The organism is Alphaproteobacteria bacterium (genome assembly GCA_041396705.1).
In the GTDB taxonomy this organism is placed as follows: Bacteria; Pseudomonadota; Alphaproteobacteria; order CALKHQ01; family CALKHQ01; genus CALKHQ01.
On sequence record JAWKYB010000006.1, the window covers coordinates 135491 to 159947 of the forward strand.

The following is a 24457-nucleotide window of genomic DNA, read 5'->3' on the forward strand; positions in this document are numbered from 1 at the left end:
GCCGTGTCCCCACTTCCTGAGGGCGCGGCGGCCGGCACGGTGGCGAATGCCACGGCACGGCCGCCGCGGATGCGCCAGTGCTGGCCGTGCGCCGGCGCGGCGAAACCGCGTCCCGATCCGGGCCAAGGGGGCCGAATTGCTGCGATCCTGAGACAACGGCCAAAAAAAGTGCATAATCGCGGCGATTACTGCTGCACAGCGACTCAAGGGGAACGCCGCGCCGCAACGGTGCGGTGAGTTATGGAGGCCATTGCCACGTGCCACACTCGGTTGCACTGGTCGACGACGACCGCAATATCCTGACATCGGTGACCATGGCGCTGGAGGCGGAGGGATTCGACGTCCGCACCTACAGCGACGGCGAGGAAGCGTTGCGCGGGCTGACCGCCAAGCCGACCGACCTGGCGATCCTGGACATCAAGATGCCGCGCATGGACGGCATGGAATTGCTGACCCGGCTGCGCAAGGTCACCCACATGCCGGTGATCTTCCTGACCTCGAAGGACGACGAGGTCGACGAGCTGCTCGGCCTGCGCATGGGCGCCGACGACTACATCACCAAGCCGTTCTCGCAGCGCCTGCTGATCGAGCGCATCCGCACGCTGCTGCGCCGGGCCGACCTGGAGAATGCGGGCGATTCGTCGTCGCACAAGGCGATGATCGTGCGCGGCGACCTGGTGCTGGATCCGGAGCGGCACCTGTCGACGTGGAAGGGCATCCCGGTCAACCTGACGGTGACCGAGTTCCTGCTGCTGCAGGCGCTGGCGCTGCGGCCGGGCCACGTCAAGAACCGCAACCAGCTGATGGACGCGGCCTATGGCGAAAGCATCTATGTCGACGACCGCACCATCGACAGCCACATCAAGCGGCTGCGCAAGAAATTCCGCGAGGTCGACGACGATTTCTCCCATATCGAAACGCTGTACGGCATCGGCTATCGCTACAAGGAGAGCTGACGCCCGGCCCGCGGCGACGAGGGGCGCGCGCAGCGCGCGCGGCAAGGCGTGACCGCGGAGACCGGCGATCACCTGACCGGCCCCGCACGGCACGACGCCGGCGTTCCGGCCTCGACCTCGGGCAGGACCGCGCGTGCCCGTGCGGCCGAGCGCAAGCTGCGCCGCCGGCGCGGGCGCTGGCTGTCGCCGCTGACCCGCCGGATCCTGGTGCTGAACCTGATCCCGCTCGGGATGCTGGTCGGCGCCATCCTCTACATGGACGAGTATCGCCAGCGGCTGATCGACGCGGAGCTGGATGCGCTGACCGTGCAGGGCGAGATCTTCGCCGGCGCAGTCGGCGAATCCGCCGTGGCGCCGGACGGCATCGGCGAGCAGATCCTGATCGACGACATCGCCGCGCGGATCGTCCGCCGCCTGGCCGGGCCGACCGAGTTCCTGGCCGCGCCCAACACACTGCGCGCCCGCCTGTTCTCGGTCGGCGGCGACCTGGTCGTCGACAGCCGCCAGCTGGTCGGCGCCGGCGGCGTGGTCTCGATCAAGGAGCTGCCGCCGATCGACGAGGCCGACATCTCCAGCTTCCTGTTCCGCATCTATGACGCGATCTTCGACCTGATCCCCTATGACCGCAACCTGCCGGTCTACCAGGAAGCGCCGATCCAGTTCGCCTTCGACTACGACGAGGTGATGGCGGCCTACGAGGGCGAGCCGGTGCAGCGGGTGCGGGTGCGCCCGTCCGGCGAACTCGTGCTCAGCGTCGCCATTCCCGTGGTCGCGCTGCGCAAGGTGGTGGGCGTGCTGCTGCTGTCGCGCGACGGCAGCGAGATCGAGGCCAGCCTGCGCAGCGTGCGCATCGACATCCTGAAGATCTTCGCGCTGGCGATCGCGGTGACGGTGATGCTGTCGTTCTACCTGGCCGGCACCATCGCCCGGCCGGTGCGCCGCCTGGCCGCCGCCGCGGAGCGCGTGCGCCACGGCCAGGGTCGCGACGTGGCGATCCCGGACTTCCGCGACCGCCGCGACGAGATCGGCGACCTGTCCGGCAGCCTGCGCGACATGACCCAGGCGCTCTACATCCGCATGGACGCGATCGAGCGCTTCGCCGCCGACGTGGCGCACGAGATCAAGAACCCGCTGGCCAGCCTGCGGTCCGCGGTCGAGACCGTCACCCGGGTCAAGGACCCGGAGCGGCAGGCGCGGCTGATGGCGATCATCGAGCAGGACGTGCGCCGGCTCGACCGGCTGATCACCGACATCTCCGATGCCTCGCGGCTGGACGCCGAGCTGTCGCGCACCCAGGCCGAGCCGGTCGACATCGGCACGATGCTGGACAGCCTGGCCGAGATCTATCGGGCCATGCACGACGCCGAGAGCGACAAGCCGCTGGTGTTCACGGTGCGCAAGCCGCGCGGCGAGGCGCTGGTGGTGCCGGGGATCGAGACCCGGATGATGCAGGTGATGCAGAACCTGATCGGCAATGCGATCAGCTTCAGCCCGCGCGACGGCGAGATCGCGCTGACCGTCACCACCAACAGCGAGGGGCTGACGGTACTCGTCGACGACGTCGGCCCCGGCATCCCGCCCGGCAAGGAAGAGAAGATCTTCGAGCGCTTCTATTCGGAACGGCCGGCCGGCGACGACTTCGGCAACAACTCGGGCCTCGGCCTGAACATCTCCAAACAGATCGTCGAGGCGCAGGGCGGCACGCTGTCCGCCGAGAACCGCATCGCTGCCGACGGCAAGGTGCTCGGCGCCCGCTTCGTGGTCTGGCTGCCCTTCGCCGCCTAGGTCGAACTCCGGTCGGATGGGCTCATCCGATCGGAGACCGGTCGATCGCTTCCAACCGGCGCGTGCCCTCGGCGCCGGCGAGGACGCGGGCTGCTGCCGGCGGCGCCGACCTCAGAAATCGACGCAGCGGCCGTCGACTTCCCAGTCGCCATAGCGCGTCGGATCGGGGCCGTTGCGGCCGCCGACCTCGGCCGGCCCCTCGTCCGCCGCACTTGCCGCTTCACCCGCATCGGCGGCAGGCGGATCGACGGCGAACTCCTTCGGCTTCGGCGCGTTCATCCGACTAATATGTGGCCCAGGCAGCCGCCCGCCAAGCCTTGACCGGCCGGCCTGCAATCACCACAGATTCTGCGCGCCCGGCGCGACCGGGTCCTTGCTGGGAGACCGCACGCCGTGCTCGGCACCAACTACCTGCGCACCGTAGTCCTGCTCGCCGGGCTGACCGCCCTGTTCCTCGGCGTCGGCTATCTGATCGGCGGCACCGGCGGCGCGATCATCGCGCTGGTGGTGGCGGTGGCGATGAACGGCTTCGCCTACTGGAATGCCGACGGCATCGTGCTGCGCCGGTTCAACGCACGGCCGGTGACGCGGGACTCCGCCCCGGAATTCCACGACATCGTGGCCGAGCTCGCCCGTCGCGCCGACCTGCCGATGCCGAAGGTCTACCTCATCGACAACCCGCAGCCGAACGCCTTCGCCACCGGCCGCAACCCGCAGAACGCGGCGGTCGCCGCCACCACCGGGCTGCTGCGCAACCTGAACGCGCAGGAAGTCGCCGGCGTGATGGCGCACGAGATGGCGCACGTGAAAAGCCGCGACACGCTGACGATGACGGTGACCGCCACCGTGGCCGGCGCGATCTCGATGCTGGCCAATTTCGGCCTGTTCTTCGGCGGCGGCAATTCCCGCGACAACCCGCTGGGCGGGCTCGGCGTGCTGCTGGTCGCCATCCTGGCGCCATTCGCGGCGATGATGGTGCAGTTCGCCATCAGCCGCAGCCGCGAGTACGAGGCCGACCGGATCGGCGCCGAGATCTGCGGCAACCCGCTTTGGCTCGCCAACGCACTGGCAAAGCTGCATCGTGGCGCCCAGACCATCGACAACATCGCGGCGGAACGGAATCCGGCGACGGCCCACATGTTCATCGTCAACCCGTTGCACATGCGCAGCATGGACAGCCTGTTCTCGACCCACCCGTCGACCGAGAACCGGATCCGGCGGCTACAGGAAATGGCGGCCGGCGGCAGCACCCGCCGGCGCGGCCCGTGGGGCTGACCCCCGCGACGCAGCGGGCCGACGATCCGACGCTCGCCCGTCTGGTCGCGGCGCAGGTGCTCGATGCGGTGCTCGACGCCGGCAAGCCGTTCGACCAGGCCTGGTCCGATGCCGACGCCGCGCTCGCGCGGCTGAGCCGCCGCGACCGCGCCTTCGCCCGGCTGATGACGACGGCCGCGCTGCGCCGGCTGGGCGAGGTCGACCAGCTGCTCGACCAGTTCCTGCGCCGCCCGCTGCCGGACAAGGCCGCGATCGCGCACCAGGTGCTGCGGCTGGTGACGGTCCAGCTCAAGTTCCTGGACCCACCGCCGCACGCGGCGATCGACCAGGCGGTGCGGTTGATGCGGCGCGTCGGCCATCCCGCGCTGGCCGGACTCGCCAACGCCGTGCTGCGCCGCGTCCATGCGGCGCCGCTTCTCGCCCCCGACCAGGCGGCCCGGCTGAACGCGCCGCCCTGGCTGCTGGAGAGCTGGGCCGCGGCGCACGGCTCACAGGCGGCGCTGGACATCGCACGGGCCCATCTCGAGGAACCGCCGCTCGACCTCACGGTCGCGGCCGACGCGGACGGCTGGGCCGAGCGGCTGGGCGGCGCCGTGCTGCCGACCGGCACCGTCCGGCTCAGCCACGCCGGCGACGTGACCGCGCTGGACGGTTACGATGCGGGCGGCTGGTGGGTGCAGGACGCCGCCGCGGCGCTGCCGGCGCGCCTGCTGGCCCCGCCGCCGGGGGCCGCGGCGCTTGACATGTGCGCCGCGCCGGGCGGCAAGACAGCCCAGCTGGCAGCCATGGGCGCGACGGTGACGGCGGTCGAGCGCGACCCGCGCCGGGCCGACATGCTGCGCGCCAACCTGCAGCGGCTCGGCCTTGCCGCGCGCGTCGAGGTCGGCGACGCCGCCGCCTTCACGCCCGACGCCGCGCCGCGGTTCGTGCTGCTGGACGCGCCGTGCTCGGCGACCGGCACGCTGCGCCGGCACCCCGACATCGCCCGGCTGAAGTCGGCCGACGACATCCGCCGCGCAGTGCCCGCCCAGGACCGGCTGCTCGACCGCGCCGCCGCGCTGCTGCCGCCCGGCGGCCGGCTGGTCTATGCCGTCTGCAGCCTGCAGCCAGAGGAGGGCTGGCAGCGCATCGACGCCCTGCTCGCCCGCAACCCGGCGCTGGCGCGCGACGCGGTCGCACCGGCCGAGCTGCCCGGCCTGGAGGCCGCGATCACGCCGGCGGGCGACGTCATGACCCTGCCCTGCCACTGGCCGGATCGCGGCCACCTCGACGGCTTCTTCGTCGCCCGGCTGACGCGGCGCGCCTGACCCCGGCGGGCGGCGCCCGCCGGCTTGCCGCTGTCGGGCCAAAGCTGTTACCAACTTAACGTCATGAACGAGTCGCCGCGTCTGCCCCCCGTGCGTGTCGCGCCGTCGATCCTTTCGGCCGATTTCGCGCGGCTGGGCGACGATGTCCGCGCGATCGACAAGGCCGGCGCCGACTGGATCCATGTCGACGTCATGGACGGGCATTTCGTGCCGAACCTGACGATCGGCCCGGCCGTGATCCGCGCGCGGCGTCCCTACAGCGCCAAGCCGTTCGACGTGCATCTGATGATCAGCCCGATCGACCCCTATCTGGAGGCGTTCGCCGAGGCCGGCGCCGACGGGCTGACGGTGCATCCGGAAGCCGGGCCGCACCTGCACCGCACGCTGCAGATGATCCGCCGGCTGGGCAAGAAGGCCGGGGTCGCCTTGAACCCGGCGACGCCGGTGGCGGCACTGGAGCATGTGCTGGACGACATCGACCTGGTGCTGGTGATGACGGTCAACCCGGGTTTCGGCGGACAGCGCTTCATTCCGTCGATGATCGACAAGATTGCCCAGGTGCGCATGATGATCGACGCCGGCCAGCGGCCGGTGGCCCTGCAGGTCGACGGCGGCATCAATGCCGAGACCGCGCCGCTTGCCGTCGCCGCCGGCGCCGACGTCCTCGTTGCCGGCTCCGCCGCCTTTGCCGGCGGGGCCGAGCGCTATGCCCAGAACATCGCGGCCCTGCGGGCGCCGGCCTCGGCGACGGGCCAGCTCGCGGCCGTGGTGCCGTGACCCAGATCGACATCTTCGGCCGGGTCGAGCGCTGGCGCGACAGCCAGGCCTTCGGCATGCTCGGCGCCCAGGCCCGCCAGCGGCGGCTGCGCCTGCGCCCGCTGGCCGCCCGTCTGCTCGACCTGCTGCCGGTCGAACACTGGGGCGACAAGGCGCACGGCCGTCCGCCCTGGCTCGGCATCCGCGACATCTGGCCGGGCGACCCGGCCCAGGGCGCGACCTTCATCGGCGCCTGGGGCGCCGACGCCGACGCGCTGTTCGAGCTGGCGTCGGACGTGCTGCCGCACGCCCACGCGTTCGACTGGCTGCGCGACCTCGACGCAGCCGACACCGCCGAGGCGCGGGCGATGGCCTATGCCGCCACCCGCGGCTGGCTGGACCGCTATGGCCGCTGGCACCCGCTCGCCTGGCGCAGCGACCTGCTGGCCCATCGCCTGGCCGGCTGGGCGGCCCACCTGGACCTGATCGCCGCCGGCGCGCCGGACGCGGCAGCCGCCGATGCGATCCGGGCGGCGTTGATCCTGTCCGCCCGGCGGCAGCTGCGCTTTCTGTGCCGCACCGGCGCCGCCGACATCGACGGCCAGCCGCAGCTCGGCGCCCTTTGCCACGGCATTGTCGCCGCCATTGCGCTTGCCCCCGGCAAGACCATTGCCGCCCAGACCACGCCCGCCGCGGCGGCGCGGCTGCAGCGCTGGCTGGCGGCGGCGCTGGAAGTGCAGCTGCACCCCGACGGCGGCCACGTCAGCCGCTCGCCGACCGACCAGTTCGCCCTGGTCTGCCATCTGGCAGCGGCCCGCGCCGCGCTTGCCGACGCCGTGCTGGGTGTGCCCGGCTGGCTGCAGCACGCATTGGACAAGGCCGCGCCGATCCTGCGCATGCTGCGCCACGGCGATGGCCGGCTGGCCCTGTTCCAGGGCTCGCACGAAGGCCGCTCCGGCACCATCGACCTCGCCCTCGACCGGTCCGGCGCCACCGGCGCCAGCCCGACGGTCGCCCGCCACTGCGGCTATGCCCGGATCGCGGTCGGCAATGCGCTGCTGCTGATGGACTGCGGCCAGACCGGCGAGCACGCCGCGCCGCTGGCCATCGAGCTGTCGGTCGGCCACCAGCGCGTGTTCGTCAACTGCGGCGCCATGGCCAATGCCGGCGACGCATGGCGCAGCGCCGTGCGGGCCACCGCCGCCCACTCGACGCTGACCGTTGCCGACACCAATGCCGACACCCGCGGCGGCGGCGATGCCCAGCCGACCCTGACCGAGCACGATGGCGCCTGGCTGCTGGAAGCGTCGAGCGCCGGCTATGCGCCGCGCTTCGGCCTGGTGCACAAGCGCTCGATCTACTGTGCCGCCGACGGCCAGGACTGGCGCGGCGAGGACGTGTTGGCGCCGGTCGATGCCAAGGCGCAGGAGCGCCGCGGCTACGCGCTGCGTTTCCACATGCACCCGCGCATCCGCGCCACCCTGGCGCAGGACCAGGCCACCGTGCTGATCCGCCTGCCGGACAAGTCGGGCTGGCGCTTCCGCGTCGCCGGCGGCCAGGCCCGGCTGGCCGCCTCGATCTACGTGGCAGACGGCGAGACCGTGCAGCGCAACGAGCAGATCGTGGTCACCGGCATGACCGGTTCGGACGGCGCGCGGGTGCGCTGGGCCCTGCAACGGCTGGCCTGACCGGCGCGTCCCGCGCCACCCTTGCAATTTGCGATTGACGGACTGGCGCGGTCGGCGTTCAGGTTCGATATTCGGCATTCCGCAGGGGCGTGCGATGCTAGCCAATCCCCTCGACTTTCCCCACGACAGGCCGGACGGCTTCGCGCCGATCGAGGACGACGAGGACTTCGACCCGCGCCGTCATCTTGCGCTGGAAGCGTCGGACACCGTTGTGCCGCTCAGTGCGCTCGGCTACAGCGAGGCCGAGATCGCCCGCTGCGCCAGCCCGGTGGCGGTGACCGGCGCCTGCCGCATCCTGTCCGAGGAGGGCGTCGCGGTGCTGCAGCGCATCTGCCGCCGCCTGGAGCGCGACGCGACCGAGGGGCGCCGCATCGCCCGGATGGTGCGCGGCGGTGCCCACCGCTCGCGCTTCATCCGCGGCCCTCTGCCTCAACCGGAGGTCACCGGCTTCGTCTCGACTGTTCCTGACGCCGCTGGCGCCGCACCATGCCGGCGCAGCTGGGGCACATCAACTATGCGCCCGCCGACCTGAACCGCGCAGTCGATCGCTGGCACCACGACACCCTCGGCTTCGACTACGTGCTGATGGTCAACGACCCGGCCTCGTTCGCCGGCGGACGCTTCCAGTATTTCATGGGCACCAAGGCCGAGGCGGCCGCGCTGGCTGCCGAAGGCCGGGAGCCGCCGGCCGACCGCGTGGTCAGCCCGCACTTCCCCGGCGCCGGGTGGGCGGTGCTGCAGCAGGGCAACATGGTGGTGCACCGCGGCGGGCGGCTGGAGAAGCCGGCGGAACGGATCACCTTCATCAACGGCTATGTCGCCCGCGACATCAGCAAGCCGGACCCGTCGCGGCTGTCCGACCTGACCGTGTGGGACCCGCCGCACGTGGTCTATCCGAATGGGCACGGCACAAGGCGTGGCTCGCCCGGGCCAAGCTGGACGCCGCCATCGCCGGCATGCCCTATACCGACGATCGCGCCAGGCTGGTGGCCGTGCTGCGCGCGGCCATGGCCGACGTCGAGGACGCCATCGCCGACCTGACCTCCGATGCCCCGGCCGGCGAGGTCTGGTACGCCGGCTGACAGTCCCGAATCCGCCGAAAGGAGCCGTTCGGTGCAGAACATTCCCCTGCCGTTCCCGGCCGCCCTGCCGGCAAGCCTGCCGGAGCTGGACGACGAGCCGGTCTACGACCCGGCCGTGCACCTGGCGCTGGAGCCGCCGACGCACAAGGTCGGCCTCGCCGACCTCGGCTACGGCGCGGAGGAGATCGCCCTCTGCCCGAGCGCGGTGGCGATAAGCGGGCCGTTCCGCCTGCTGTCCGAGGAAGGCGCCGCGGTGGTGCTGGACATCTGCCGGCGGCTGGCACCGTTCGCCCGCGGCGCCGTGCGGATCGAGCGCTCGTGCGCCAGAGCGTCTATCGCTCGCGCTTCCTGCGCGACTTCTGCGGCTGCCCGAAGGTACCGCCTTCATGGCCGACATCCTGGAGTGCCCTTCGTCGCCACACGATGCCGAGCCAGTGGGGCCCATCAACTACGCGCCGGAGACGCTGGGCCGGCCGATCGACCGCTGGCACCACGACACGCTGCAGATCGACTTCGCCCCAGGTGATGGTGACGGACCCGAAGACCTTCCGCGGCAGGCGGTTCCAGTATTTCGTCGGCACCAAGGCGGAGGCGGCCGAACTTTCGCGCCGGCAAGAGCCGACTACCCCGCCGACCGGGTGGTTGCGCCGGAGCTGCCGGCCGCCGGCTGGGGCATCGTCATGCAGGGCAACATGGTGGTGCACCGCGGCGGCGCGCTGGAGGAACCGGCCGAGCGGATCAGCCTGGTCAACGGCTATGTGCCGCTGGAGATCGGGCTGCCGGACCAGTCGCGGCTGGACGACCTGCGCGTGGTCGACCCGCCGGAGATCCTGCTGCCGGAGTGGGTGCGGCACAAGGCATGGCGCGCGCGGCCGGGTCGACAAGCTGCTGTCGGACCTGCCCTTCACCGCCGACCGACAGGCGCTGATCGCCATGCTGCGCGGTGCGGTCGACGACATCGAGGCGGCGATCCGCGACCTCGAGGACGAGAGCGAGCCGCGCGAGCATTTCTACACCGGCTAGACCCGCAACCGACCCTTGCCGACGATTCCCCGCCTCTACGTCACCGGCGCGCTCGCTGCCGGCGCCGTCGTCGAGACCGACGACGTGCACTATCTGCGCACGGTGCTGCGGCTCGGCCCCGGTGCGCCCGTCGAGCTGTTCAACGGACACGACGGCGGCTGGCGCGGCCGCATCGCGGCGCTGGGCAAGAAGGCGGCGGCGATCGCGGTGGAAAACCGGGTCGCCGCGCAGGTCGCGGTGCCCGACCTCGCCTTGCTGTTCGCCCCGCTGAAGAAGGCGCGCATCGACTTCCTGGTCGAGAAGGCGACCGAACTCGGCGTCGGCGCACTGTGCCCGGTGCTGACCGACCACAGCATCACCGACCGGGTCAACGTCGCCCGGCTGGCGGAAGTCGCACGCGAAGCGGCCGAGCAGTCTGGCCGGCTGTGCGTGCCGCCGGTGAGCGCGCCGGTGCGGCTGCGCGATGCGCTGGAGCCGTTGGAACGCGAAGGCCGACGCCTGTTCGTCGCCGACGAAACCCATGGCGGCGCGCCGGCGCTGGACGCCTTCCGCGCCGCCGGCGCGGGCGCCGCGGCGATCCTGGTCGGGCCGGAGGGCGGCTTCGCCGCATCGGAGCTTGACCTGCTGAGGCGCCTGCCCATTGTTACCGCGATCGACCTCGGGCCGCGCATCCTGCGCGCCGAAACCGCGGCCATCGCGGCGCTTGCCTGCTGGCAGGCAGCGTGCGGCGACTGGCGGTCCAGCGGCACCTGAACCGGCCTTCGAAGCGGAGCGCTATCCGGATGACAGCGGTACCCCAGACCGACACCGCCGTGGTGACCGACCGTCGCGACCTCGTCGCCTATTTCGAGGCCGGCAACAAGCCGGCCGACGCCTGGCGCATCGGCACGGAGCACGAGAAATTCGCCTTCACGGTCGACGACCTGAAGCCGCTGCCCTATGACGGGCCGCGCGGCGTGCGCGCGCTGCTGGAGGGCCTGCTGCAGTTCCCGGGCTGGACCCCGGCCTACGAGGGCGAAAACGTCATCGCGCTGGTCGGCGCCGACGGCTGCTCGGTCTCGCTGGAACCCGGCGGCCAGATCGAGCTGTCCGGCGCGCCGCTGCGCAACATCCAGGACACCTGCCAGGAGGTGCACACCCACCTCGACCAGGTCCGCCAGGTCGGCGAGAAGCTGGGCATCGCCATGATCGGCATGGGCTTCCACCCGAAGGTGCGGCGCGAGGACATGCCCTGGATGCCGAAGGGCCGCTACGCCATCATGCGCGACTACATGCCGAAGCGCGGCACGCTCGGGCTCGACATGATGCTGCGTACCTGTACGGTCCAGGTGAACCTGGACTACGGGTCGGAGGCGGACATGGTGCGCAAGTTCCGCGTCGGCCTGGCGCTGCAGCCGATCGCCACCGCGCTGTTCGCCAATTCGCCCTTCACCGAGGGCCAGCCCAACGGCTTCCTCAGCTACCGCAGCCAGATCTGGACCGATACCGACCCGGACCGCACCGGCATGCTGCCCTGGGTGTTCGACGCCGGCTTCGGCTTCGAGGCCTATGCCGACTACGCGCTCGACGTGCCGATGTATTTCGTCTACCGCGACGGCCGCTACATCGACGTCTCCGGCCAGTCGTTCCGCGACTTCCTCGACGGCCGGCTGCCCGGCCTGCCCGGCGAGCGGCCGACCCTCGGCGACTGGTCGAACCACCTGACGACGATCTTCCCCGAGGTGCGGCTGAAGAAGTTCCTGGAAATGCGGGGCGCCGACGGCGGCCCTTGGCGCCGGTTGTGCGCGCTGCCGGCGCTGTGGGTCGGTCTGCTCTACCACGGCGCGTCGCTGGACGCGGCCTGGGACATGGTCAAGGACTGGACCGCCGAAGAGCGCCAGGCGCTGCGCGACGCGGTGCCGGCCAGGGGATTGCGCGCCCTGTTCCGCACCCGCACCGTGCGCGAGCTGGCGCACGATATGCTGGAGATCAGCACCGCCGGCCTCAACGCCCGGGCACGGCGCGACGGCTTCGGCCGCGACGAGAGCGTGTTCCTGGAGCCGCTGCGCGACATCGTCGAGAGCGGCCTGTGCCCGGCCGAACGCAAGCTGGAGGCCTATCGCACCCGCTGGGGCGGCAGCGTCGATCCGCTGTTCAAGGAATACGCCTACTGAGGGGCGCGCCCGGGCTGCCTTGCGTTGGACCGTCAGCCCCCTTCCCCGCAGCGCCGCTCCGTTTCCACCGCCAGCGCCATCCGTATCTGCGCGACCCAGCCATCCGGGGCCAGTTCCTCGGCCGCGCCGATGCCGGTCAACGACCACGGGTCCAGGGCCGCGCGCGCGGCCAGGGCGGCCAGCGCGTCGTGTATCCGCGGCGGTCTGGCCGGGTCCGGCTCGAAATCGTAGTAGTGCAACCTGTCCATCACCCAGACGATGTGCTCCTGGACCGGGTCGAGCACGGCGTAGGTGTCGGCATAGCGCGCGAACATCTGTTCCAGGCCGTCGGCACGGTCGATCTCGGCCTGCAGGAACCGCGCCGCCCGAATCCGGCCTTCGATCTGGGCCGCGAGATAGGCAAAAAGCACGTCGGCCGGGCCACGCCGGGCGATGTCGTGCCAGAGAGCGATAGAGCCGCCGGTTGCCTCGATTCTCGCCTGTGTCGCCTGCAACGTCTCGGCGGACAACGCATGCGGATCCCGCGCCGCGACATCGGCGGCGAGCGAACGCAGACAGCGCGGGTTGGTGAAGACGGCGCCGACGACGTCCTCGCCGATGGCGCCGGCGAGCCAGTGTTCGGTCGGATCGATCCGCAGATACGCGTGGCTGCGGCCGCCCGGTCCGGCCACGCTCAGGGTGTCGCCGTCCATGGCATATGCAAGCGTGGCGGGGGCGCCCGCGGCGGTCGCCAGCAGGAACGGACTCGGCCGCGGGTCCGTGTCGATCGTCATCCTGCCGGGCAAGTGCGGGGTCGGCACGAACGCCGACGACGACCATGCCAGCTGCGTCTCGCCAACCGTCAGGGCGCCAACCAGAGCGACCCGCCGCCCCTGCGCCAGATCGAACCGGCCAAATTCCGATGGCCGGAGCATTGTCGAAGCGGCTTGGCTCGCGGCGGTCTCCAGTTGGCCGATCGGATCGATTCGGCCGCCGACAAAGCCGACCTCGAGTTCCTGCCGATCATCGCCGGTCGCCCGGACCTCCACATACTCCCACACACGCGACAACACGCCCTGGTCGACGAGCGCGGCGTCGTCGAGCGACAAGTAGAATCCCTCAGGAAGCGCGCCTGCCGCGGCAACGGCGCACGGCGCGGCCGCATGCCCGGCAAGAGCGACTATGAAGAGGGCGAGCAGGCGCTGCACGTGACGGCCTTTCCGGCAGCAAGTCGGGCGACGGGAGACCGATGCTGCCGACAGACGTTCAAGGCGACGAATGAAACCTAGCCCATGCGCATCGTCGCGCACAGGGGGTGCGACTGGTCCGCGGCCGCGTTCGCCGCCGGGATCGCCAGGCGGGCGCGCCGCCGCGCAAGGCAGACGTCAATCCATGCGTGCGCGCCTATGGGCCGGATGTATAGCCGGCCGCGCATTGCGGATGTCAGTCGGCGAAGGCGGCCGCGAACGCCTCGGTATCGACGAAGTGGCGGAAGTGCGTCACCTTGCCGTCCGCGCCAAAGGTCCACAGGTGCATCTCCTGGTCGGCGACCGCGCGCCCGGTCGCGCGCACGACGAGGTCGAAGTCGACGACCACCGCAACCTGGTCGCCGCCTTCGAGCATGTTCAGGATCGCGAACTTGCGGAACTCCACGCCGGCAAGGCTCTCGAAGAACGCGGCCACCTCGGCGGGCCCGTGCCGCGGCACCAGGATCGGGACCGCCGTGCCCTCATGGCCGTAGTCCCATTCGACGTCGTCCGCGAGCTCGGCCAGGATCGCCGGCACATCGCCGGCCCCGAAGGCGGCATAGATTGCGGTGACCGTTGCGATGTTGTCCGCAGCGGCGGCGGGGCCGGCGACGTGAGCGGCCAGAACGGCCGATGCCGCCAACATGGGCAGGTGCCTCATCCGAATGTCCTCCTCTGGAACGTCGTGCTCCGAGAGCTACGGCAACGACGTCCCGAACGGATGCGGGCCCTGCGGAAATTGCGACGAGACGGGACGCCGCCCGTGCCGGTCAGGGCACCTTCGGGTTGGCCGCCAGGATCGACCGGCGGATCTGCCGGGTGCGCTCGAACAGCTCGTAGAGCGCCTCGCCGTCGCCGCGGCGGATGGCGCGCTTCAGCCGGGTCAGGTCCTCGTCGAACCGGCTGATCACCTCCAGCACCGCCTCGCGGTTGGCCAGGAAGATGTCGCGCCACATGGTCGGGTCGGAGGCGGCGATGCGGGTGAAATCGCGGAAGCCGCCGGCGGAGAACTTCACCACTTCCGACTGCAGGTCCTGCTCCAGCTCGGTCGCGGTGCCGACGATGGTGTAGGCGATGACGTGCGGCAGGTGCGAGGTCAGCGCCAGCACGATGTCGTGGTGGGCGGCGTCCATGATGTCCACGGTGGCGCCGCAGCGTTCCCACAGTGCCTGCACCGCCGCGACCGCGGCCGGGTCGGCATCGGGCGGCGGTGTCAGGATGCAGCGGTGGCGCTCGAACAGCTCCGGGAAGCCGGCCTCCGGCCCCGAGTTCTCGGTGCCTGCGACCGGATGGCCGGGCACGAGGGCGACGCCGGCGGGCAGGTGCGGTGCCACGTCGGCCAGTACGGAGGCCTTGACCGAGCCGACGTCGGTGACCACGGCGCCCGGCGCGAGATGCGGCCCGATGGCCGCCGCCAGCGCCTTGTAGCTGCCGAGCGGCGTGCACAGGACGACCAGATCGGCATCCGCGACCGCCGCGGCGGGATCTGTGGTACCGTCGTCGAGCATGCGGCGGCCGCGGGCCACGTCGAGGGTGCGCTGCGAACGGGCGCAGCCGACAATGGCGCCGACCGTGCCGTCGCGCTTCAGGCGCAGCGCCAGCGAGCCTCCGATCAGGCCGAGTCCGACGATCGCCGCCCGGCGGAACAGCGGCGGTGCGGCGCCGGCCATCAGGCTTCGAGACAGGCGCGGATGGCGTCGACCACGGCCCGGTTCTGTTCGACCAGGCCGACGGTGATGCGCAGCGCATCCGACAGGCCGTAGGGCACCACCGGGCGGACCAGAATGCCGCGGGCGGCAAGCCAGGCGTTGACCTCGGCGGCCGACTTGCCGAGCCGCGACGGGAAACGGGCCAGCACGAAATTGCCGGCGTCGCCCGGCACCTGCAGGCCGAGGGCGCGCAGCCCGTCCGCCAGCCAGGGCCGCCACTCGGCATTGTGGGCGATCGAGCGGGCGGCGAAGTCGCGGTCGGAAAGCGCCGCGATGCCGGCGGCCTGGGCCGCCGCGCTGACGTTGAACGGCCCGCGCACGCGGTTCAGCACGTCGGCCACCGCCGGCGGACAGTAGGCCCAGCCGAGCCGCAGCGCCGCCAGCCCGTGCAGCTTGGAGAAGGTACGCAGCATGACAACGTTGTCACCGGCGCCGACGCTGTCGCGCACCAGGTGCGCGCCGGCCTCGTAGACCGCGGAATCCATGTATTCGGCATAGGCCGAATCCAGCACCAGCAGCACGTCCGGCGGCAGGCTGGCGCGCAGCCGGCGCAGCTCCGCCGACGGCAGCCAGGTGCCGGTCGGATTGTTCGGATTGGCGAGAAACACGATCGCGGCGCCGCGCGCGCAGCCGGCGATCAGGTTGTCGACGCTGGCGGTGAAGTCCGCCTCCGGCACCGCCACCGGCCTGGCGCCGGCGGCCAGTGCCGAGATCGGGTACATCAGGAAACCGTACTGGCTGTAGACCACCCGGTCGCCCGGGCCGGCATAGGCGCGGGTCAACATGCCGATCAGCTCGTCCGAGCCGGTGCCGCAGACGATGCGGTCGGCTTCCAGCCCGTGCGCCGCCGCGATCGCCTCGCGCAGCGCCAGCGCGCCGCCGTCGGGATAGAGGTGCAGGTCGCCGGCCAGCGCCCGGTAGGCCTCGCGCGCCTGCGGCGAGCAGCCGAGCGGGTTCTCGTTCGAGGCCAGCCGTGCCGGCGCGGATTGGCCCTTCGCCCCCTGCGCGCCGGGCACATAGGGCGCGATGTCCATGATCCGGCGCGCGGCTCGGGAGCCGCCCGCGGCGCGTCGTGATCAGCCATTGCTGCCGCCGTGTTTCAGCGGCGGCCGCTCCGCCGCAGGCGCCGTCATGGCGATCTGGGTCGGATAGGCGCCGAAGTGGGTGATGCGCTGGATATGGCCGCGCGCCGCCGCGATCGCCGCGTCGATGCCGGGATCGTCGGCCGCGACGAAGCCCTCGATCTCGACCATCACCAGGTTGACCGGGCTCGAGTCCGGCGCCCGCCACGACATCAGGTCGCGCACGGTCCAGCCGGCGCTGCGCAGGGTTTCCGCCACGCTGGCACGGCTGTAGTCGCGGTCGAACCGCACCACCAGCAGGGTGCGGTCGTCGCCGCTCGGCTCCGGCTCCGCACCCGCGGCCACCGCGACCGCGCCGACGGCATCAAGCCTTGGCGGTTGCGGCCGCACGAACGGCAGGCGCGCCAGCACCCGCGGCTGCGGCCCGTCGACGTCGAGCATTTGCGCCCACCAGGGCGACGGGTCGTCGTCGCGCGGCTCCGGCATCACCGCCAGGGTGTGCTGGTTGTCGCGCAGCCGGCGCAGGATTACCGGCATGTCGGGGCACAGCTCGAGCCGGGGCGCCGAGCCGAAATGCTCGCGGCTCAGGTCCCACAGGGCGCCGTCGGCGCTGACCAGCACGGTCAGCCCGCCCTGGTGCGCCTCGATCGTGCTGGCGATCAGCTCGCGCCAGATGCGGGTGACGGAGACGACCGGCACCTGGCCGGCCAGCGCACTTGTCATCTTGCGGATGATCTGGGCCTCGCGCGCGGGGCGCACGGGGCGGCTGTTGCCCTGGGCCTGCTTCGCCGCCGCCACCTCTCGTGCCAGCGCCGTGCGCTGGCGGATCAGGTCGCAGAGCTGGCTGTCGATCGCGTCGATGTGCGCGCGCACCTCGTCCAGCGCCGCTGCCCGCCCGCCGGCACCGCGGTTGCGCACATTGTCCTGCTCGGCATTCGACATCGGGCGACGATCTGGTTCTCTGGACGCGGGCCGCGGCGGGCCGAAACGCCGGCCCGCAGCCCGGGCCGGAAACAGGCGATCAGTAGTAGCCATCGCCCCATCGGAAGGCAAAGGAAAGCACCCGGCGGCGTGCGGCCGGCGGCGACGCCGCCGCAAAGCGCTGTAGCCGCTTCCTTGGCCCGGCGGGCAAGCTATGTCAGCTTGCCGCCGCCCGCACGTGCCGGGCGACGGCCGGGACCGATACGACGCGATGAGCCAGATCACCACAGTCCGCAATGCCGACCTCTATGTCCAGGACCTGCCCGGCCAGCGGGTTCGGCTGGCCGTGGACGAGCCGATGGTGCTGGACTGCGGCGCCAGGCTGAGCCCGGTCACCATCGCCTACCAGACCTATGGCACGCTCAACGCCGACCGGTCCAACGCCGTGCTGGTCTGCCACGCGCTGACCGGCGACCAGTTCGCCGCGGAAACCCACCCGATCACCGGCAAGGAAGGCTGGTGGTCGATGATGATCGGGCCGGGCAAGCCGATCGACACCGACCGCTTCTTCGTCGTCTGCTCGAACGTGCTCGGCGGCTGCATGGGTTCGACCGGCCCGCTGGAGATCAACCCGGCGACCGGCAAGCCCTGGAACCTCGACTTCCCGGTCATCACCGTCGCCGACATGGTGCGCGCCCAGAAGCTGCTGATCGACCAGCTGGGCATCGGCAAGGTGTTCTGCGTCATCGGCGGCTCGATGGGCGCCATGCAGGTGCTGCAATGGGCGGTCGACTATCCGGATCGGGTCGCCACCGCGGTGCCGATCGCCGGCTCCGCGCGCCATTCGGCCCAGAACATCGCCTTCCACGAGGTCGGGCGCCAGGCGATCATGGCCGACCCGGACTGGTGCGCCGGCGACTATGCCGCCCAGGGCAAGAACCCGACCCGCGGGCTGGCCGTGGCCCGGATGACCGCGCACATCACCTATCTCTCGGAGCGCGCCCTGCACCGCAAGTTCGGCCGGCGCCTGCAGGACCGCTCGGCGGTCACCTACGGCTTCGACGCCGACTTCCAGGTGGAGAGCTACCTGCGCCACCAGGGCATCACCTTCGTCGACCGGTTCGATGCCAACAGCTATCTCTACATCACCCGGGCGATGGACTATTTCGACCTGGCCGACGAGCACGGCGGCACGCTGGCGCGCGCCTTCCGCGGATCGCCCGTCCGCTTCTGCGTGGTGTCGTTCACCAGCGACTGGCTGTTCCCGACCGCGGAGAGCCGGGAACTGGTCCGCGCGCTGAACGCTGTGGCCGCCAATGTCAGCTTTGCCGAGATCGAGAGCGACAAGGGCCACGATGCCTTCCTGCTCGACGAGCCGGCCTTCCACCAGACGCTGACCGGCTTCCTGAACGGCGCCGCCCGGCAGCTGGGCCTGGCCGCGCCCCGCCCCTGACCGCCTAACGCCGTCGGGCCGCGGGAACCAATTCGCGGCAGCCGGCTTCCGGAGGTGCGCGGCTCGCACCCTTGGCCATGCTGCCGCGCCATCGAGGGGGCTCGGCGGTCGCGTGGACAAGGCGGTCGTTCCGTTCGACTGGGCACGGAATGCCCACGGCGACCAGCCGCCCGCGCGCCGGAGCGGTGCGGCGCCTGCGGCGGCGACCGGCGGATCGAGGCCGCGCCGTGCGACGGCGCTGCCGCCTGACGGCTCAGACCGCCAGGTGCCGGGCCCGCGCGCCGTGCTCGATCGCGGCGGCCGAAAGCCGCGAGATCTCCAGGTGGTGGCGGATCAGCTCCAGCATGCGCAGCTCTTCCTGGCTGGCCTGACCGTCGGCCGCGACCACGTCGCAGGCCAGCGCATAGGCCGTCTCGCGCAGCCGCGCCGGCAGCGCCTCCTTGATGTCGTCGAGCAGCGCATCGAGACCGTCCTCCGCGCTCAGCCGGTCGGCGCAGGCTGCGGCGGTCTTGGGCAGCTGCTCGTCGTCATAGTCGCGGAACATCGGCAGGTGGCGCACGATGTCGCCGATCGCGATCAGCTCGGAATCGCTCATCTCGCGATCCGCGGCCGAACACAGGACCATCGTGTAGATCAGCGCCGCATGCGCATCCAGCATCTCAATCCGCTCCATCGTCGCGGGCGCGGCGCGCGCGTTCGGCACCGGCCGGTTCCTGCCTATCGCATCCGCCCGCACCGGCATGGCCGGGCGGCGCGCGGCACGGCGGACTTACGGATGAAGGTGGCCGCCGTCAAGACGCGCGTGGAACGCCCCTCGACACCCGCCGCCTTCGCCCTTATCAACCGCAGGTCCCCGGTGCCGGTCCGGCCGGCCCGCCGGGCCGAACCGCCCGTCGCCCGCATCCAGCCCCGCGAACCGCCGCATGAGCGCCATCTTCGAGGTCGTCCTGCCGATCTTCGCGATCATCGCGGCCGGCTATGGCTGCGGACGCGCCGGGCTGCTGGGCGCCGCCAGCTCCGAGGCGCTGAACGGCTATGTGTTCTACGTGGCGCTGCCCGCGCTGTTCTTCCTGTCGACGGCCGGCGCGCCGCTGGAGCAGGTGCTGGTCTGGCCGTATATCGCCACCTTTCTCGGCGGCATCGCCGTCAGCGCCGCCCTGGCCGTCGCCGTGGGCCGCTTCGCCTTTCCCATCGGCCGGCGCGAGCAAGTGCTGCACGGCATGGCCGCGATCTTCTCCAACACCGGCTACATGGGCATCCCGCTGCTGACCCAGCTCTATGGCGAGCCGGGGATCCTGCCGGCGGTGATCGGCACGCTGTGCACCGGCACCCTGGTGATGCCGCTGTGCATGGCCGCGCTGCAGGCCACCGCGGACGACCGCGGCGGGGCGCTGGCCGGGATGGCGCGCGGGCTGGGCATGGTCGCGCGCAACCCGTTCGTCGCGGCGACCGCCCTGGGCCTGGTCTGGGCGGCGCTGTTCGGACCCGCCACGCTGCCGGACCCGGCCCAGCGCTTCTGCGAGATGCTGGCGGCGACGGCCGGTCCCTGCGCGCTGTTCGCCATGGGCCTGTTCATGGTCGGCCGCTCGATCGCCAGCGGCTGGCGGGAAAGCCTGTGGCTGACCGTGGTCAAGCTGACCGTCCAGCCGGCGCTGACCTTCGTGCTGGCGCGCTGGGTGTTCGCGCTCGATCCGTTCCTCACCGCCTGTGCGGTGGTGCTGGCGGGCCTGCCGACCGGCACGCTGGTGTTCGTGGTCGCACAGCGGGCGGGGCTCTATGTGCAGCGGGCCACCGCGACGATCATCCTATCGACCGCCGTTTCCGTAGTCACCCTGAGCGTGATCCTGGTGCTGTTCGCCGACGCGCCGTGATCCGGCACGACGCCGCGGCGAACAGCCGGCTTTTGTTAACCAATTAACAATTAAAATGTTAACGTAAACCATTTGTTAACTATTTTTACTGCATCCGGTCTTTGAGAGTTTCAGCGATCGTCCACAAGAACGCAACGGCTCGACCGGCATGGTTGCCCGTTTTTGTTGTTTAATATTGTATTGCCTTCGGACGTGACATTCCGTTAATGTCTTGCGGCCCATGCAGGGTGGCACCGGGCGGCGCAGCATCGGGGGACGATGCGCCGCGTGGTGGAAAGGCCGGGCCGGATCGGTCGGTGCGGCGCTTCAGGATGGCAGGTCGGTGAACGATTCGATTGGGGGGTATGGCCACCGCGTCGCGCGCGGTGAGAGGGCGGGCGGCTTGCGCTTGACCCCCGCAATGGCCGGCTGCGCCGCGATCGCTGCCGTGACGCTGGCGCTCTGCGCGTTGTGGTACGCGCTCGCCATCGACCGCCGCGAGGCGGCCGAGGACCGCCGACTGCAGCTTGCCGCGGCGAGCGTGGCCGCCCTGGCCGACGAATTCCTCGACACCGCCTTGTTGCGGCTGACCCTGAACAGCGAAGCTGGCGCGGATGCCGACGACCTGCAGATCGTGCATGCCGCCGGTCCGCAGCCGGACCCGCGGCTGCCCGCCGACATCCGCGCCGCCGCCGTCGGGCCCGGTGCCGACCGGGTGGCGAAGCTCAGCGCGCCCTACCTGCTCGACGGCCGCTGGCGGATCGCCCTGGTCGCGCCCGCCGCCGCCGACGGCCGGGCCGCGGTGATCCCGGTCGAACGGATGGGCAAGGCGATCGACGCCGCGGCCGCAGCGGCCGGCGTCGACGTCGTCGTCACCTCGGTCGACGGCCGCATCTGGTGGACGGCGCCGCTGGACAGCACGGCGGTCGGGCTGCCGGTCGCCACGGCGCCGGACGCTGGCGACGACCGGCTCGCCCAATGGGCGGCCGACGGACCGACCGGGCACTGGTCCCTGCCCGCCTTCGGCCTGAACTTTCACGTGCGGCCCAGCGGCGGCGGCGCGCCTCCCGCCATCGATCCGACCGACGGCGTGCTGATCCTGCTGGCCGGCGTGACCGGCGCCGTCGGCTGCCTGCTGCTGGCCCGCCGCCGTCCGGCCGTGCCGGCGATGCGGCCGGCCGCCGCCGCCGCGAACGGGCCGGCACCGGCCGCCGTCGCCAACGGCCTGCCGCACCCGTTCGGCGTCGCTCCGGCGCTGCTCTATGTCGCGGCCGGCGGTCGCATCCGCATCGCGCAGTCGGGCGGTTTCGGCTTCGACGACGCCGAGCTGAACCTGCCCGTGCGCGATTTCGCGCAGCATGTGGCCGCCGGCCAGCGCGCCGCCTTCGGCGATTTCCTCGACGGCAGCATCGGTGCCGCCGCCGCACCGGTCTGGCTGTCCTGGACCGGCAGCGGCGATCCCCGCGAACTGCTGCACCTGCCCTGCAGCCGCGACGACGCCGCCCCCATCCGGGCCGGCCTGCTGGTCGAGGCCGAGCCGCTGCGCGCCGCGTGGCGCCACCTGCAGACCGCCACGCAGGAGGCGCGGGCAGCCAACGTGCGCAAGAGCCGGTTCCTGGCCCGGCTCAGCCACGAGCTGCGCACGCCGCTGAACGCGATCATCGGCTTCGCCGAGCTGATGGAGAAGGAGACCTTCGGCCCGATCGGCACGCCGCGCTACAAGGACTATCTGGCCGATATCGCCGCCAGCGGCCATCACCTGCACGACCTGATCAACGACATCATCGACATCTCGCGCGTCGAGACCGGCGAGCTCGACCTCAGCGAATCGGTGCTGTCGATCCAGGCCGAGCTGCAGGCCTGCATCCGGCTGATCCACGAGCGGCTGGAGGCTTCCAACCTCGGCTTCGAGTTCGCGACGCAGGACGCGCTGCCCAACCTGCGCGCCGACCCGCTGCGCTTCCGCCAGGTGATGCTCAACCTGCTGTCGAACGCCATCAAGTTCACGCCGCCGGGCGGCCGCGTCACCCTGTCGGTCGATGTCGACGCGGCCGGCGCGCTGGTCATCGCGGTCGCCGACACCGGCATCGGCATGACCGAATCCGGCGTCCGCCGGGCGATGGAGCCGTTCGGCCGGCTGACCGACGAGCATTACGGCCCGATCGAGGGCACCGGGCTCGGCCTGCCGATCGCGCGCGGGCTGGTCACGCTGCACGGCGGCACGCTCGACATCGCCAGCGCTCCGGGGGTCGGCACCACCGTCTATGTGCGCTTCCCGGCGGAACGGCTGGTGCGCACGCCCTGACCCGGCGCCGGCGCAGGTAACGCTTGCAACCGCCCTTCGCACTTGCATATATTGCAGTGCACAATTCGCGATTCAGCACAAACCGGCATCATCAGGAGGTCGCTTATGGCGCCAGAAGGCTCGGTCGTCCGTCAGGAACCCTCGATCGAGGAGTTGCACGGCTACTACGTCGAGGACCTCGCCGTTGGCATGACCGCCGTGTTCGGCAAGACCGTGACCGAGGCCGACCTGATCATGTTCGCCGGCGTGTCGGGCGACACCAACCCGCTGCACCTGGACGAGGAGTTCGCCAGCCGGACCCGCTTCGGCGGCCGCATCGTGCACGGCATGCTGACCGCCAGCCTGATCTCCACCCTGATCGGCACCAAGCTGCCGGGGCCGGGCTGCATCTACATCAGCCAGGACCTGAAGTTCCGCGCGCCGGTGCGCGTCGGCGACACGGTTGAGACGCGCGCGACGGTGACCGAAGTCGACGTGGAGCGCCGCCGGGTCGTGCTGAAGACGGTGTGCACCGTGAAGGGCCAGCCGGTGCTCGACGGCGAGGCGAAGATCCTGGTGCCGACGCGCGGCGAGAACTGAACCGGCGCGCATCCGACTGCGCCGCCATGGGGTACACCCGTGCCCGCGGACGCGATTTCCTGCGCCTCTGAAATGCTCTAGGGTCGCGCGCCATGCGGCTGTTTCGCGACTTCGCCGCCCTGCCCGCCGCCACCCGCGGCGCGGTGGTGGCGCTCGGCAATTTCGACGGCGTCCACCGTGGCCACCAGGCCGTGGTCAATGCCGCGCGCGCGGCGGCGGACCGGGCCGGCGCGCCGCTGGCGGTGCTGACCTTCGAACCCCACCCGCGCCGCCTGTTCAGCCCGCAGGCCGCGCCGTTCCGCCTGACCCCGCTGCGCGCCAAGCTGCGTCTGCTCGCCGATCTCGGGGTCGAGCACGTGTTCGCGCTGCGCTTCAACCGGGCGCTGTCGCAGATGTCGGCCGAACGCTTCGCCCAGGACATCCTGATCCAGGCGATCAGCGCCCGCCACGTGGTGGTCGGCTACGACTTCGTCTTCGGCCATCAGCGCCGCGGCAATGCCGAGCTGCTGGGCGGCGTGGCCGACGCCGGCGGCTTCGAGTTCACCTGCGTCGAGCCGGTCAGCGGCGGCGGCCGGGCGGAGACCTATTCGTCGACCCTGGTGCGCCGCTACCTGGCGGGCGGCGAGCCGGCCCGCGCCGCCTCGCTGCTCGGCCGCGACTGGGAGATCGAGGGCCGGGTCCGCATGGGCCGCCAGCTGGGCCGCACCATCGGCGTGCCGACCGCGAACATCGCGCTCGGGCGCTATCTGCGGCCGGCCTTCGGCGTCTATGCCTGCCACGTCGGCGTGCCGCGCGGCGGCGGCACCGCCTGGATTCCCGGCGTCGCCAACATCGGACGCCGGCCGACGGTGGACGGCGAGGGCGAGCTGCTGGAGGTCCACCTGTTCGATTTCGCCGAGGACCTCTATGGCCAACGCCTGCGGGTCGGCCTGGTCGACCATCTGCGCGGCGAGGCGAAGTTCGACGGGCTGCCGGCGCTGAAGGCCCAGATCGCCCGCGACATGGAACAGGCGCGGCAGATCCTGGCCTATCGCGGCTGGTCGGGCAGCTGGCCGGACATGCACTACGCCGCCGCGATCCGCGAGCCGGGCGCAGCCGGATGAGCCGGCGGGCACGGGGCGTTGCGCCGGCGCTGCCGGTCGCCACATATTGGCGGTTGCCAACGGCTGGGCGGCACCCCTAGGATCGCCGGCCGCTGAACAGGGAATGCCGTCGTGCCGTACCGGGCCCGTTGCATGAGTCTGCGAATTACCGACCCGGCCTGCCGCTGACAGGCCGGGACCAGACCGCCGTTCCGCCGTTCGCGA

The 24457-nt window shown here is 71.6% G+C and carries 23 protein-coding genes; 16 read left to right on the forward strand and 7 right to left on the reverse strand.

The genetic code is table 11. The features are described from left to right. Nucleotides 1–257 precede the first annotated feature (257 nt). Nucleotides 258–956, forward strand: coding sequence for a response regulator transcription factor (locus R3F55_10260; GenBank protein ID MEZ5667796.1), 699 nt, complete (start codon nt 258–260; stop codon nt 954–956). Nucleotides 957–1004: 48 nt separating this feature from the next. After that, nucleotides 1005–2741 (forward strand): stimulus-sensing domain-containing protein, encoded by a 1737-nt coding sequence (locus tag R3F55_10265; GenBank protein MEZ5667797.1) that lies wholly within the window; start codon nt 1005–1007, stop codon nt 2739–2741. A 111-nt stretch (nt 2742–2852) separates the two neighbouring features. On the opposite strand, the gene R3F55_10270 is transcribed toward R3F55_10265, so the two are convergent. After that, complete coding sequence (locus R3F55_10270; protein MEZ5667798.1) at nt 2853–3020, reverse strand: DUF1674 domain-containing protein; 168 nt, start codon at nt 3018–3020, stop codon at nt 2853–2855. Between the two features lie 114 nt (nt 3021–3134). Here R3F55_10270 and htpX point away from each other — a divergent pair, with 114 nt between their 5' ends. From htpX to R3F55_10315, 9 genes are all read left to right on the forward strand, one after another. Continuing rightward, entirely contained in the window at nt 3135–4016 is an 882-nt protein-coding gene (htpX, locus tag R3F55_10275; GenBank protein ID MEZ5667799.1) for a zinc metalloprotease HtpX, read from the forward strand. Then, complete coding sequence (locus R3F55_10280) at nt 4007–5323, forward strand: transcription antitermination factor NusB (protein ID MEZ5667800.1); 1317 nt, start codon at nt 4007–4009, stop codon at nt 5321–5323. The genes htpX and R3F55_10280 overlap by 10 nt, the downstream gene beginning before the upstream one ends. A gap of 63 nt (nt 5324–5386) precedes the next feature. Beyond that, a complete protein-coding gene (rpe, locus tag R3F55_10285) occupies nt 5387–6100 on the forward strand; it encodes a ribulose-phosphate 3-epimerase (protein ID MEZ5667801.1) in 714 nt (237 codons plus the stop codon). Further along, nucleotides 6097–7767 carry a heparinase II/III family protein gene (locus R3F55_10290; GenBank protein ID MEZ5667802.1) on the forward strand — a complete coding sequence of 557 codons (1671 nt, stop codon included), beginning with the start codon at nt 6097–6099 and terminating at the stop codon, nt 7765–7767. Before rpe ends, R3F55_10290 begins: the two co-directional genes overlap by 4 nt. Nucleotides 7768–7861: 94 nt before the next feature. After that, nucleotides 7862–8299, forward strand: a complete 438-nt coding sequence (locus tag R3F55_10295) for a hypothetical protein (protein MEZ5667803.1) — start codon at nt 7862–7864, stop codon at nt 8297–8299. Further along, complete coding sequence (locus R3F55_10300) at nt 8254–8808, forward strand: hypothetical protein (protein ID MEZ5667804.1); 555 nt, start codon at nt 8254–8256, stop codon at nt 8806–8808. The genes R3F55_10295 and R3F55_10300 overlap by 46 nt, the downstream gene beginning before the upstream one ends. 72 nt (nt 8809–8880) lie before the next feature. Then, complete coding sequence (locus R3F55_10305) at nt 8881–9375, forward strand: hypothetical protein (GenBank protein MEZ5667805.1); 495 nt, start codon at nt 8881–8883, stop codon at nt 9373–9375. A 512-nt stretch (nt 9376–9887) separates the two neighbouring features. Beyond that, on the forward strand, nt 9888–10625 hold the full coding sequence (locus tag R3F55_10310) for a 16S rRNA (uracil(1498)-N(3))-methyltransferase (protein ID MEZ5667806.1): 738 nt from the start codon (nt 9888–9890) through the stop codon (nt 10623–10625). Nucleotides 10626–10654: 29 nt separating this feature from the next. After that, a complete protein-coding gene (locus R3F55_10315) occupies nt 10655–12025 on the forward strand; it encodes a glutamate--cysteine ligase (GenBank protein MEZ5667807.1) in 1371 nt (456 codons plus the stop codon). 32 nt (nt 12026–12057) lie between these two features. Here the strand turns inward: R3F55_10315 and R3F55_10320 are convergent, their stop codons facing one another. The 5 genes from R3F55_10320 to R3F55_10340 all read right to left on the reverse strand — a co-directional run bounded on the left by R3F55_10320 (nt 12058) and on the right by R3F55_10340 (nt 16984). Further along, nucleotides 12058–13212, reverse strand: coding sequence for a hypothetical protein (locus tag R3F55_10320; GenBank protein ID MEZ5667808.1), 1155 nt, complete (start codon nt 13210–13212; stop codon nt 12058–12060). A gap of 235 nt (nt 13213–13447) precedes the next feature. Continuing rightward, nucleotides 13448–13912 (reverse strand): nuclear transport factor 2 family protein, encoded by a 465-nt coding sequence (locus R3F55_10325; protein ID MEZ5667809.1) that lies wholly within the window; start codon nt 13910–13912, stop codon nt 13448–13450. 109 nt (nt 13913–14021) lie between these two features. After that, complete coding sequence (locus R3F55_10330; protein MEZ5667810.1) at nt 14022–14921, reverse strand: prephenate/arogenate dehydrogenase family protein; 900 nt, start codon at nt 14919–14921, stop codon at nt 14022–14024. Continuing rightward, on the reverse strand, nt 14921–15994 hold the full coding sequence (gene hisC, locus R3F55_10335; protein MEZ5667811.1) for a histidinol-phosphate transaminase: 1074 nt from the start codon (nt 15992–15994) through the stop codon (nt 14921–14923). The genes R3F55_10330 and hisC overlap by 1 nt, the downstream gene beginning before the upstream one ends. 42 nt (nt 15995–16036) lie before the next feature. Continuing rightward, complete coding sequence (locus R3F55_10340) at nt 16037–16984, reverse strand: chorismate mutase (GenBank protein MEZ5667812.1); 948 nt, start codon at nt 16982–16984, stop codon at nt 16037–16039. 250 nt (nt 16985–17234) lie between these two features. On the opposite strand from R3F55_10340, the gene R3F55_10345 reads away from it, so the two are divergent. Further along, the gene (locus tag R3F55_10345) at nt 17235–18416 is read left to right on the forward strand and encodes a homoserine O-acetyltransferase (GenBank protein ID MEZ5667813.1); all 1182 of its coding nucleotides are present in this window, start codon (nt 17235–17237) and stop codon (nt 18414–18416) included. Between the two features lie 253 nt (nt 18417–18669). Here the strand turns inward: R3F55_10345 and R3F55_10350 are convergent, their stop codons facing one another. Then, nucleotides 18670–19074, reverse strand: a complete 405-nt coding sequence (locus R3F55_10350; protein ID MEZ5667814.1) for a tellurite resistance TerB family protein — start codon at nt 19072–19074, stop codon at nt 18670–18672. A gap of 265 nt (nt 19075–19339) precedes the next feature. Here R3F55_10350 and R3F55_10355 point away from each other — a divergent pair, with 265 nt between their 5' ends. The 4 genes from R3F55_10355 (at nt 19340) to R3F55_10370 (ending at nt 24253) form a co-directional block, all read left to right on the forward strand. Then, complete coding sequence (locus R3F55_10355) at nt 19340–20287, forward strand: AEC family transporter (protein ID MEZ5667815.1); 948 nt, start codon at nt 19340–19342, stop codon at nt 20285–20287. Nucleotides 20288–20669: 382 nt separating this feature from the next. Then, nucleotides 20670–22571 carry a HAMP domain-containing sensor histidine kinase gene (locus R3F55_10360; GenBank protein MEZ5667816.1) on the forward strand — a complete coding sequence of 634 codons (1902 nt, stop codon included), beginning with the start codon at nt 20670–20672 and terminating at the stop codon, nt 22569–22571. Between the two features lie 105 nt (nt 22572–22676). Then, nucleotides 22677–23150: a MaoC family dehydratase gene (locus R3F55_10365; protein MEZ5667817.1), complete on the forward strand. Its 474-nt coding sequence runs from the start codon at nt 22677–22679 to the stop codon at nt 23148–23150. 92 nt (nt 23151–23242) lie between these two features. Continuing rightward, a complete protein-coding gene (locus R3F55_10370; GenBank protein MEZ5667818.1) occupies nt 23243–24253 on the forward strand; it encodes a bifunctional riboflavin kinase/FAD synthetase in 1011 nt (336 codons plus the stop codon). The last annotated feature ends 204 nt before the right edge of the window (nt 24254–24457 follow it).